Annotated in this window: 9 protein-coding genes; 4 read left to right on the forward strand and 5 right to left on the reverse strand. The window is 42.0% G+C overall.

Annotated elements, in window-relative coordinates; genetic code table 11:
• Positions 1-79: 79 nt before the first annotated feature.
• Positions 80-1,279 carry a pyridoxal phosphate-dependent aminotransferase gene (locus BSCG_RS25960; protein ID WP_004300623.1) on the reverse strand — a complete coding sequence of 400 codons (1,200 nt, stop codon included), beginning with the start codon at positions 1,277-1,279 and terminating at the stop codon, positions 80-82.
• 180 nt (positions 1,280-1,459) lie between these two features.
• Between BSCG_RS25960 and BSCG_RS25955 the strand changes: the two genes are divergently transcribed.
• Both BSCG_RS25955 and BSCG_RS25950 read left to right on the forward strand, forming a co-directional pair.
• Complete coding sequence (locus BSCG_RS25955; protein ID WP_004311242.1) at positions 1,460-2,695, forward strand: hypothetical protein; 1,236 nt, start codon at positions 1,460-1,462, stop codon at positions 2,693-2,695.
• A gap of 26 nt (positions 2,696-2,721) precedes the next feature.
• Positions 2,722-2,937: a hypothetical protein gene (locus BSCG_RS25950; RefSeq protein WP_004304182.1), complete on the forward strand. Its 216-nt coding sequence runs from the start codon at positions 2,722-2,724 to the stop codon at positions 2,935-2,937.
• 1 nt (position 2,938) lies between these two features.
• On the opposite strand, the gene BSCG_RS25945 is transcribed toward BSCG_RS25950, so the two are convergent.
• The 4 genes from BSCG_RS25945 to BSCG_RS25930 form a co-directional block, all read right to left on the reverse strand.
• On the reverse strand, positions 2,939-3,778 hold the full coding sequence (locus tag BSCG_RS25945) for a histidinol-phosphatase (RefSeq protein ID WP_004304183.1): 840 nt from the start codon (positions 3,776-3,778) through the stop codon (positions 2,939-2,941).
• A 111-nt stretch (positions 3,779-3,889) separates the two neighbouring features.
• A complete protein-coding gene (locus BSCG_RS25940; protein ID WP_004311243.1) occupies positions 3,890-5,758 on the reverse strand; it encodes an ABC-F family ATP-binding cassette domain-containing protein in 1,869 nt (622 codons plus the stop codon).
• A gap of 1 nt (position 5,759) precedes the next feature.
• Entirely contained in the window at positions 5,760-6,560 is an 801-nt protein-coding gene (locus BSCG_RS25935) for a DUF3805 domain-containing protein (RefSeq protein ID WP_004311244.1), read from the reverse strand.
• A 59-nt stretch (positions 6,561-6,619) separates the two neighbouring features.
• On the reverse strand, positions 6,620-7,813 hold the full coding sequence (locus BSCG_RS25930) for a hypothetical protein (protein ID WP_004300629.1): 1,194 nt from the start codon (positions 7,811-7,813) through the stop codon (positions 6,620-6,622).
• 241 nt (positions 7,814-8,054) lie between these two features.
• On the opposite strand from BSCG_RS25930, the gene BSCG_RS25925 reads away from it, so the two are divergent.
• Both BSCG_RS25925 and BSCG_RS25920 read left to right on the forward strand, forming a co-directional pair.
• Positions 8,055-8,744: a response regulator transcription factor gene (locus BSCG_RS25925; protein ID WP_004300631.1), complete on the forward strand. Its 690-nt coding sequence runs from the start codon at positions 8,055-8,057 to the stop codon at positions 8,742-8,744.
• A gap of 27 nt (positions 8,745-8,771) precedes the next feature.
• Positions 8,772-10,553 carry a sensor histidine kinase gene (locus BSCG_RS25920; protein WP_004311246.1) on the forward strand — a complete coding sequence of 594 codons (1,782 nt, stop codon included), beginning with the start codon at positions 8,772-8,774 and terminating at the stop codon, positions 10,551-10,553.
• Positions 10,554-11,153: the final 600 nt, after the last annotated feature.

Consider the following 11,153-nt stretch of genomic DNA (forward strand, 5'->3'; position numbering starts at 1 on the left):
TTTAAGTATTAGGTATTAAGTATTAAGTGTAGCAGCAACAAACACCCCAGAAACTACGGTTAATACTTAATACTAGAATTTATTCCGTTCTTCCCGGATACACTTCCAAAGCCTTCTGCAAGACAAAAAGTGCACGGGTTAAATCTTCTTTTTTCAATACGTAAGCAATACGAACCTCGTTGATTCCAGATCCCGGAGTGGTATAGAAACCGGAAGCCGGAGCCATGAATACAGTCTGACCTTCATACTCAAAATCAGAAAGACACCATGCGCAGAACTTATCGGAGTCATCTACCGGAAGTTTGGCCACTGTATAGAAAGCTCCCATCGGAATGGGCGAATAAACGCCGGGAATACGGTTCAAACCGTCAATCAAACATTTACGACGTTCTACATACTCATCATACGTTTCGCGTGAATATTCTTCCGGAGCATCCAAAGAAGCTTCTGCAGCAATCTGTCCAATCAACGGAGGACTCAAACGAGCCTGACAGAACTTCATAACAGCATCGCGTATCTCCTTGTTTTTGGTAATCAACGCACCAATGCGGATACCACATTCGGAATATCGTTTGGATACCGAATCAATCAGTACCACATTATTTTCAATACCTTCCAGATGGCAGGCAGAAATATAAGGAGAACCGGTATATATGAACTCACGATATACTTCATCAGAGAAAAGGAATAAATCGTACTTCTTTACCAAGTCACGAATCTGATTCATTTCACGACGTGTATACAAATAACCGGTAGGATTGTTTGGGTTACAAATAAGAATCGCTTTCGTACGTTCATTAATCAGTTCTTCAAACTTCTCTACTTTCGGAAGAGAAAAACCTTCTTCAATGGTCGTAGCAATAGTACGAATCTTAGCCCCGGCAGAGATTGCAAATGCCATATAGTTAGCGTATGCAGGTTCCGGAACGATAATTTCATCTCCCGGATTCAGGCAGGAAAGGAAGGAAAAAAGCACGGCTTCCGAACCTCCTGATGTAATGATTATATCGTCTGCTGTAAGGTTGATATTGAACTTTGCATAATATCCCACTAATTTTTCGCGATAGCTACGATAACCTGCACTGGGGCTATATTCCAGCACTTTACGATCAATATTGCGTATCGCGTCAATCGCGGCCTGAGGAGTGGGCAGATCAGGCTGTCCGATGTTCAGGTGAAACACATGGACTCCGCGTTGCTTGGCAGCGTCTGCCAAAGGAGCCAGTTTTCTGATAGGAGATGCAGGCATCTCGTTTCCGCGAATGGATATGGTTGGCATAATTTTAACTACAAATTACTAATTACTATTTACTTTTTCTACTTGGAGCTGCAAATGTACGCAATAATTTGAATACAGAGACATAAAAACTTTAAAAACCTTAGCAAGGTTAAAATCGTTATGGTAAATTGAAAAGAAAGCTATACATTTGTCATACGGAAAACTTAAAACAATATCATAATGACCATACACCTTATCTCATTCGCTTCAATACTTCACAAACAAGTCTCGCTACGTAGCTCGCACGAAGCTATTTTGAGCGAGATTGAAAAATATTATACTGTAAAGTTCGTCGACCATCAAGATATGGACAAACTTAGTAGTGACGATTTCAAAATCATTTTCGTCGCTACCGGTGGGGTGGAAAGACTGGTCATACAGCATTTCGAAAACCTCCCTCGCCCCGCCATTTTACTGGCAGACGGCATGCAGAATTCTCTTGCTGCCGCACTGGAAATTTCCACCTGGTTACGGGGACGCGGAATGAAAAGTGAAATTCTGCACGGTGAATTACCGGCTATCATCTTACGTATCCATACACTTTATAATAATTTCCAGGCACAACGTTCCTTGTTCGGCAAACGTATCGGAGTCATTGGAAGTCCTTCTTCCTGGTTAGTTGCCAGTAACGTAGACTACTTGTTGGCAAAACGTCGTTGGGGAATCGAATATGTAGATATTCCATTGGAACGGATTTATGAACAATTTAAACACATTACGGATGACCAAGTCGGAGCATCATGCGCAGCTGTAGCATCACAAGCTCTTGCCTGCCGCGAAGGAACTCCCGAAGATTTAATCAAAGCGATGCGATTATACCGGGCAATCAAAAAGGTCTGTCAGGAAGAAAATCTGGAAGCGCTGACATTAAGCTGCTTTAAACTGATTGAACAAATCGACACTACCGGATGCGTGGCATTATCTTTATTGAATGATGACGGGATAATAGCAGGTTGTGAAGGAGATCTTCAATCTGTATTTACGCTATTAGCAGTTAAAGCACTTACGGGTAAAGACGGATTTATGGCAAATCCTTCCATGATTAATTCCCGTACGAATGAACTGATATTGGCACATTGCACCGTAGGTCTCAAACAAACGGAGAGATATATTATCCGCAATCACTTTGAAACAGAAAAAGGAATTGCCATACAAGGGCTACTTCCGACGGGGGATGTAACGATCATAAAATGTGGCGGTGAATGTCTGGATGAATATTACTTGTCTACAGGAACATTGACTGAAAACACTAATTATATTAATATGTGCCGTACACAAGTGCGCATCCGCATGAATACTCCGGCCGAATACTTCTTAAAGAATCCACTGGGAAATCATCATATTATGCTTCATGGTAACTATGAAGATACGTTGAACGAGTTTTTCCAGGCAAATGCTTGCAAGAGGATGGAATAAAGGCATCTATAAAAAACGAAAGATTTATGATAGGAGAAATTACATGTGCTATAAATAGAGTTGAAGAGCAAATAGAGCAGCTCTTTGACGAAAAAGAGGAGTTTATCATGGCCTATGAAGATGCGCTACCTAGAACTATGTATCTGAAGAAGTTGACTGAAATTGATTCACGAATAGACGAGCTAAAGAAAACGTTGATTTCGTTGAATGAAGAGAAACAAGAGATCCTGGATATGGAATAACTTATCCTATGGGAATATCTTCCCATTTCCCCCCATGCCATTCTACCACCGAAGTAAAACCTGCTTTCTTCAAAGCGGCTAACCCTTCGAAGCGGGCATTGTTTATTCTTTCAGGGTAGTGCGCATCACTATTCACCTGTACCCGAATACCCAATTCTTTCAGGAAAGGGAAATAACGTTCATTCGGATAGAATGTACCCAGCTCATGATAAGACTTGGTATTGATTTCCACCATATAACCACGTGCGGCAATCACCGCGAAGTAATCGCGGACCAACGTGTCATACCATGCTTCATCAAGCAAACCCGGACGATAACAGGAAGCGTTATAATGCATCTTGTCAGCATGGCCGACAATATCAAATCCTCCCAGCTCTACCATACGGAGCAGGTTCTTATAATAAAGGTGGACAACAGAATCCAAGTCACCATCGAAGTGCCTGTCTACCAATTGACGGAAAAGATCTGCCGGGGTATCAATATCTACGATTTTCCCTTCTGGAGAATACAACATATGCACAGAACCTATCCGGTAGTCAAGTGGTAGTTTTTGAAAACAAGGCAAAGAGGGATTGTTTTCTTCATTCAGGTAGTCAATTTCGAGACCGATGGCAAGCTCTATCTTACCTGCATATTTCTTTTTCAGACGAGAGAATTCGGAAAGGTAATCTTCCATTCTATCCCACTCCATCGTCCATGCGGTAGAAAATGGTAGTGGAGCATGAGAAGAAATGCCATAAGAAGTAAACCCTTCGCTGATAGCAAAACGAATAAAATCGTCCATATTGGCTCGTCCGTCGCAATACAGGCAGTGGCTATGATAATTGGTTAGGTTTGTCATACTAGGTTATATTGTCTGGGGGTATATTATCATTATTTGGTTATCCGGGAATATAATAAACTATACTTGTGCCATCGAAGTGGCACAAAGGTGCCAATATAGTGGCACGAATCAGCCTTCTATTTCGCTAAGTTCCAACCAACGCATTGTCTTTTCGTCAATCATATCATTGACTTCGGGCAAACGTTTTGACTTTTCAGTCAATTCGTCAACGGAAAGTGTGCCGCTACAAAGAAGTTCCTCAATTTGTGTTTTTTCAGCTTCCAGTTCGGCGATTTCTTTTTCCAGTTGCTCGAATTCACGCTTTTCCTTGAAGCTCATCTTACGTTTGTCGTTCAGGCGGACACGGGCGGTCTTTTCTTCCTGCGGCTTCTCCGCTTCTTTCTCTTTTTGTTCTTTCGCCTCTTTCCAGTCACGATAATCACTATAATTTCCGGGGAAGTCACGGATATCTCCCTGCCCGTTGAATACCATCAGGTGATCTACTACTTTATCCATAAAGTAACGGTCATGGGAAACGACAATCACACAGCCTTTGAAGTTTTGGAGATATTCTTCGAGCACATTCAGCGTGATAATATCGAGGTCATTGGTAGGCTCGTCCAATACTAGAAAGTTAGGATTACGCATCAGGATGGTACAAAGGTAAAGACGGCGACGCTCTCCCCCACTCAATTTATAGACATAGCTATGCTGGGTTTCAGGAGTAAACAGGAAATGCTGCAGAAATTGAGAAGCAGTCAGCTTCTTTCCATTGCCCAATTCGATGACTTCGGCAATATCCTGTATCACATCAATCACTTTCATCTGTTCGTCAAACTGAAGTCCGTCCTGCGAATAATAACCGAAACGAACTGTTTCGCCAATATCCACTGTTCCGCTATCAGGCTTGACTTGTCCCATCAATATCTTGATAAAAGTAGATTTTCCGGTTCCGTTATTTCCTACAATTCCCATCTTCTCATAACGAGAGAAGATATAAGAGAAATCATCCAGAATCTTCAGATCTCCGAAACTCTTGAAAAGATGGTCGGCTTCGAATATCTTGCTTCCGATATACGATGCTTTCACTTCCAGCTTTACATTATCAGTATTAAAACGCTGCTTCGCAACCTTTTCCAATTCGTAGAAAGCATCTTCCCGGTAACGAGCCTTATGTCCGCGTGCCTGCGGCATCCGGCGCATCCAGTCGAGTTCTGTACGATACAGATTATTGGCACGCTCTATTTCCACGCTCTTAGATTCAATACGTTCCTGACGCTTTTCGAGATAATAGCTGTAGTTACCTTTATATTGGTAGATTTGTTGATTGTCTATTTCGATAATCTCGGAGCAAACACGATCAAGGAAGTAACGGTCGTGAGTCACCATCAGCAGGCTAAGGTTGGTACGACGCAGGTAATCTTCCAACCATTCGGTCATATCCAAGTCCAGATGGTTGGTCGGCTCATCAAGGATTAACAGGTCCGGTTCGGTAATCAAAGCATTTGCCAAAGCAACACGCTTCAGCTGTCCGCCGGACAGTTGCTTCACTTTCTGATCGAAATTACGGATTTTAAGTTGTGAAAGGATTTGCTTGGCTTTCTGTTCATACTCCCAAGCTTTCTCCTGATCCATACGTGCCAAGAGGTTTTCCAATCCCGGATGACCTTCGGTTTCCATGCAGCGTTCGTACTCCTTTATCAATTCCACCGTGCTGTTACCATGATGGAAACAGGCTTCGAGCACTGTCAGTTCTTCGGGATATTGCGGATCCTGTTCCAGGTAATCCACCCGAAGATCACGACGAAAAACAATATTACCGCTATCATAACCTTCCTTTCCGGCAATGATATTCAGTAAGGTAGTCTTTCCACTACCGTTCTTTGCTATTAATCCTACCCGCTGACCTTCGGCAATGCCCAAAGATACATTTTCAAAAAGAACCAAGTCACCGAAAGACTTGGTCAGGTTATCTATCTGTAAATAAGGTACTGCCATTTTAATCCAAACACTTCTTATATTCTTCTATTACATTGCAAGGCTCTCCCGCCTTTACTTTACTCCAAACGAGCTTCATCGGGTCGATGGTCCGATCTTTATATTGGAGAACAGGAGCTTCCCGGTTGCCGTCAATCAACGTTTTCCATTCCATGCCATCCACTTCATTTGCCAGAATTGCACAAACAGTGATACCAATAGCCAACCATTCCTCTTTCTTTTTCAAACCAATCTTACCGCTGTCAATCACTTGTTGAAGTTTCTCCAAGTCCTCTTCTATTCCTTGAAAATCCTTTTTCAGTTCCTGCTTCACAGTAGATACCACCCATTCATATCCCTCATTAATCAAATAAATTTCAGAAAGACGTACAGGAATCAATTCAGCAGGATACTTCTGCCCTTCTTTACGTACCTCCAAAGTAGCGATTACATCTTCCGCCTCCTTCACAACTCCACCTTTAGGCACGGTGAAAGAACATTCAAAAGCAATATCGTCAACGCCTGTAATCCACAAATGGGAAGTATAATAAGTTCCCTCCTCCTGAAACATTTCTTTACTATACGCACATTCCCACGTTCCGACTTTCACCAATGAAGCCGAATCGTTCTCTTTCAGTTCCTGCCGGATGGCATCTTTGCCATAACCGGCTTTTCCTTTAAATGCGGATATACGAAAATTCCCCGTCCATACATCGGGATTATAGAAAAGAAAAGAGCCTTCGCCATCTTCAAACTCATTCCAGTCTGATGGATAGTTCATAGAAAACCATGCTCCGGGAGAGATAAATTTCTTGCCTTGCATCCTTTTACTTTAAAATGATTACTTGGCAAAAGTACGAATTAAATACGAATTACAAAACATCATTTCCCTATTGGCTGTATTTTCCTCCGCACATCTTTAGAAATCTCCAGAAACATATAATTCAATTTCCCGGAATGAATACCTTCTTCGTTCTCCTTATACTTCTTATTAGCATATTGCTTCGATTTCTCGAAAGTCAATAGCGACATTTCATTCTGCGACTTGCCTACCATTGTGGAGTCCAGCTGTTCATCCGGGAAAAAGTCATCCAGATCGACATCACCAATCATTGTTGTTTCTAGGAAGTTCTTATCAGTATGTGAATTATCGGTATAATACCCCACAAACATGTGTCCCGGCGTACGTACCAGAATAGGATCGATATTTATAGCCCGAAGCAGTGATGCAAACAGTACGCTACCGTCCACACAATTAATCTGCGAAGATTCCAGTGCATCATCAAACGTACGAACCCGCTGCGAGAAAACAACATTACTCGAAAGGCTGGTGTTGGAAACAGAACTGTAACGGAATTTGCGTTTCTGCAATATATTCCAGAGAGCATACACCTGCTTGTCCACCGCCCCTTTAGCCTTACTCTGATAGCCTAAGAAGCGATTGACAATACGAGTATTCAGTGCTTCGCGAAGCAACTGGTCAATCATAGGATTCTCTTCATTGACATAGGCAGCAAAGAAAATACTTGTATCATGGAATTTGGTTCCATTCGATACATACCCCAACAGACATTCATTGATACTGCGCACAGAGAATGTACGCACCCGTTGCCCCAGATCTTTTCCATTCATCTCGACAGTAATAGCCACACTTACCGGTTCTGCCTGCACCTCATTTTTCAGAGCTTCATAGTTCCAGATGATATCAGGATAAATCGTATATTCCGTTCGAGGCTTGTTTAGTACAAATTCCGACACCGAACGGGAGAAAAAAGGCGTTTCAGCCACTTCAATCCGTACCCGGCTATAGGCTGTCTTCGACTTCACCCGAACAGCAATACACGATTTCGGATTCCCCAAATAATTAGAATCCGACGGAACAATCACCTGCGCATCAGTAGTGGCAACAGACAAAATCGCTGAAGGAAATATATTTCCGCCCAGATCATCCACAATTTCAAAACCGGAATTGAATGAAGTATATTTAAACACAGACATACCGCCAAGGAGAATTAACAGTACCACCACCGATCCTATTATTTCCTTCCGATGCCGTTTTAAGTCAATTTTTATCATTATTTGTAGTTTCTATAATCAAACGTTTCTATTGTATCTCGCTAACAAAGATAACAAATAGTGAGCGGTTTTTCCTCTTACAATCAACAAAAACTTCCATATTCCTCATCAATTCTCGGAATTCCCGGAATGTAACACGATTGTAACGTCTGTTTCATCTGCCCGTAACAAAGTCTCCTCATCTTTGCAAAGGATAAAATAAAAACGTAACTTTGTCATATCACATTAATACATACATCTTATGAACGATTACCGTATTCTAGTTGTCGACGATGAAGAAGACCTCTGTGAGATTCTGAAATTCAATCTTGAAAACGAAGGTTATGAAGTTGATACTGCAAACTCTGCTGAAGAAGCAATGAAGATGGACATCAGCAGCTATCACTTGATTCTCCTCGATGTGATGATGGGAGAAATCTCCGGATTCAAAATGGCGAACATCCTGAAAAAAGACAAGAAAACAGCTAAAGTGCCTATTATCTTTATCACAGCAAAAGATACCGAAAACGATACTGTGACCGGATTCAACCTGGGAGCAGACGATTATATTTCAAAACCTTTCTCGCTGCGTGAAGTCATCGCCCGTGTGAAAGCCGTATTAAGACGCACAGTGACAACGGAAACGGAAAGAGTCCCCGAACGTCTTACTTATCAGTCGCTCGTTATTGACATCACAAAGAAAAAAGTAAGTATCGACGATGAAGAAGTGCCATTGACCAAAAAAGAATTTGAGATCTTGCTTCTGCTGGTACAGAATAAAGGACGTGTATTTTCCCGTGAAGACATCCTGGCCCGCATCTGGAGTGACGAAGTGTACGTGCTCGACCGTACTATCGACGTAAACATCACCCGTCTACGTAAAAAGATTGGGGTATACGGCAAATGCATTGTCACCCGTCTCGGATATGGATACTGTTTTGAAGCTGAATAAATAATTATGCCGAATTAAATAGTTATTATGAACCTGCCTGTAACTCAAAAGCATTTTCTTTCTTTTAGCCGAAAACTTTTCCTTTCGGTTATTTCACTATTCCTGGTATTTGCCATTTGTTTTATTGCGTACCAGTATCAACGTGAACGGGAATATAAAATAGAACTGCTAAACACCAAACTGCAAGATTACAACAGCAGGCTCTACGAACAACTGGAGAATCAACCTCTTGACAGTGAAATCATCGACGGTTATATCAATAACCATATCCTGGAAGACTTGCGTGTAACCCTTATTGATGCTCAAGGAAATGTTGTTTACGACAGCTATCCAAGTCATAATAACCAGATGGAGAACCACCTGAACCGTCCGGAAGTACAGAAAGCCATAAAACATGGCAACGGATATGATGTACGCCGTACTTCCGAGACAACCGGAGTTCCCTATTTCTATTCGGCCACTCATTATAAAGATTATATTGTCCGTTCGGCTTTACCTTACAATGTCAGCCTCATCAACAACCTGCAAGCAGACCCGCACTATTTATGGTTTACCGTAATCGTGACCTTATTATTAATGATTATCTTCTACAAATTCACCAACAAACTGGGGACTTCCATCAGCCAGCTCCGTGAATTTGCGATGCGCGCCGACCGGAACGAGCCTATCGAAATGGCTATGCAATCCGCCTTCCCGCACAACGAACTGGGAGAAATATCACAGCACATCATTCAAATCTACAAACGACTGCACGAAACCAAAGAAGCTCTCTACATTGAACGTGAAAAGCTAATCACCCACCTTCAAATCTCACACGAAGGACTAGGTATATTTACTAAAGACAAAAAAGAGATTCTTGTCAACAATCTTTTCACCCAATACAGTAACCTGATTTCAGACTCCAACCTGGAAACAACAGAAGAAGTCTTTGCCATCAGCGAACTGCAAGAGATCATTCATTTTATCAATAAGAATCAGCAAGAACGTTCGAGAGGAAAAGGTGAAAAACGAATGTCTGTCACCATCAATAAGAATGGACGGACATTTATCGTAGAATGTATCATCTTCCAGGATGCCAGCTTCGAGATTTCCATCAACGACGTTACCCAGGAAGAAGAACAGGTTAGACTCAAACGCCAACTGACCCAGAATATCGCCCATGAGTTGAAAACTCCCGTCAGCAGTATCCAAGGGTATTTGGAAACCATTGTCAGCAATGAAAATATTCCACGCGAGAAGATCAACGTATTCCTCGAACGTTGTTATGCACAAAGCAACCGTTTAAGTCGGTTATTACGCGACATCTCCGTACTCACCCGCATGGATGAAGCCGCCAGCATGATCGACATGGAACGGGTAGACATCAGTGTGTTGGTAGGTAACATCATCAACGAAGTATCGTTGGAGCTTGACGAAAAACATATTACAGTCGTCAACTCCTTAAAGAAGAGTATACAAATCAAAGGAAATTACTCACTACTTTATTCCATCTTCCGTAATCTAATGGACAATGCCATCGCATACGCCGGAAGTAATATCCAGATCAATATCAACTGTTTCCGTGAAGATGAGAATTTCTACTATTTCAGCTTTGCCGACACAGGTATTGGAGTATCTCCCGAACATCTGAATCGTCTCTTCGAACGTTTCTACCGGGTAGACAAAGGTCGTTCACGGAAAGTAGGTGGAACAGGACTGGGACTAGCTATTGTGAAGAACGCCGTCATCATCCACGGTGGCAGCATCTCCGCCAAGAACAATCAGGGAGGCGGGCTGGAATTTGTATTTACATTGGCAAAGGAGAAGTAAAATCAGGAGTTATCCTGCAAAACTTGTCTAATCAAAAAAACTAACAGAAGAGAACGCAGCAAAATAAAAGGAAGAAAAATTCTTTGAATAAAGTAGAAAGGACATTATCTTTGTCACCAATGTAATCTACATAAATTCAATGTAATAATTGTTAGTTATGAAAACAAACATCCATATTCTTCCAGCTATATGCATCCTTTGCCTTTGTGCCTGCAAAAGCGGCAACGCTTCCAGTCTGAACAAAAATGATGTAATACAAGACACCATTAAAACCTTTACATTGCCTGCCATCCCCCCAATGATGACAGCCCCGGAACAACGGGCAGACTTTCTGGTAAAACACTATTGGGATAACGTCAACTTCGCCGACACTAATTACATCCACCACCCCGAAGTGACCGAACAAGCTTGGGCGGATTATTGTGACATACTGAATCACGTCCCGTTGGAAACTGCACAAGAAGCCATGCGGAAAACAATCGAACAAACGAATGTAGACAAAAAAAGTATTCACCTACATCACCGACCTGGCGGATAAATATTTATACGACCCCAACTCCCCCATGCGTAACGAAGAATTCAAACCCTTTCGGTTCCAAC

Origin of the sequence: Bacteroides sp. 2_2_4 (assembly GCF_000157055.1) — a bacterium.
Classification (GTDB): domain Bacteria; phylum Bacteroidota; class Bacteroidia; order Bacteroidales; family Bacteroidaceae; genus Bacteroides; species Bacteroides ovatus.

Excerpts from the sequence above, each read along its gene's own strand:
- BSCG_RS25945 (WP_004304183.1), bottom strand. The coding sequence starts at position 3,778 with ATGACAAACCTAACCAATTATCATAGCCACTGCCTGTATTGCGACGGA.
- BSCG_RS25920 (WP_004311246.1), top strand. The coding sequence starts at position 8,772 with ATGAACCTGCCTGTAACTCAAAAGCATTTTCTTTCTTTTAGCCGAAAA.
- BSCG_RS25955 (WP_004311242.1), top strand. The coding sequence starts at position 1,460 with ATGACCATACACCTTATCTCATTCGCTTCAATACTTCACAAACAAGTC.
- BSCG_RS25960 (WP_004300623.1), bottom strand. The coding sequence starts at position 1,279 with ATGCCAACCATATCCATTCGCGGAAACGAGATGCCTGCATCTCCTATC.
- BSCG_RS25930 (WP_004300629.1), bottom strand. The coding sequence starts at position 7,813 with ATGATAAAAATTGACTTAAAACGGCATCGGAAGGAAATAATAGGATCG.
- BSCG_RS25925 (WP_004300631.1), top strand. The coding sequence starts at position 8,055 with ATGAACGATTACCGTATTCTAGTTGTCGACGATGAAGAAGACCTCTGT.
- BSCG_RS25950 (WP_004304182.1), top strand. The coding sequence starts at position 2,722 with ATGATAGGAGAAATTACATGTGCTATAAATAGAGTTGAAGAGCAAATA.
- BSCG_RS25935 (WP_004311244.1), bottom strand. The coding sequence starts at position 6,560 with ATGCAAGGCAAGAAATTTATCTCTCCCGGAGCATGGTTTTCTATGAAC.
- BSCG_RS25940 (WP_004311243.1), bottom strand. The coding sequence starts at position 5,758 with ATGGCAGTACCTTATTTACAGATAGATAACCTGACCAAGTCTTTCGGT.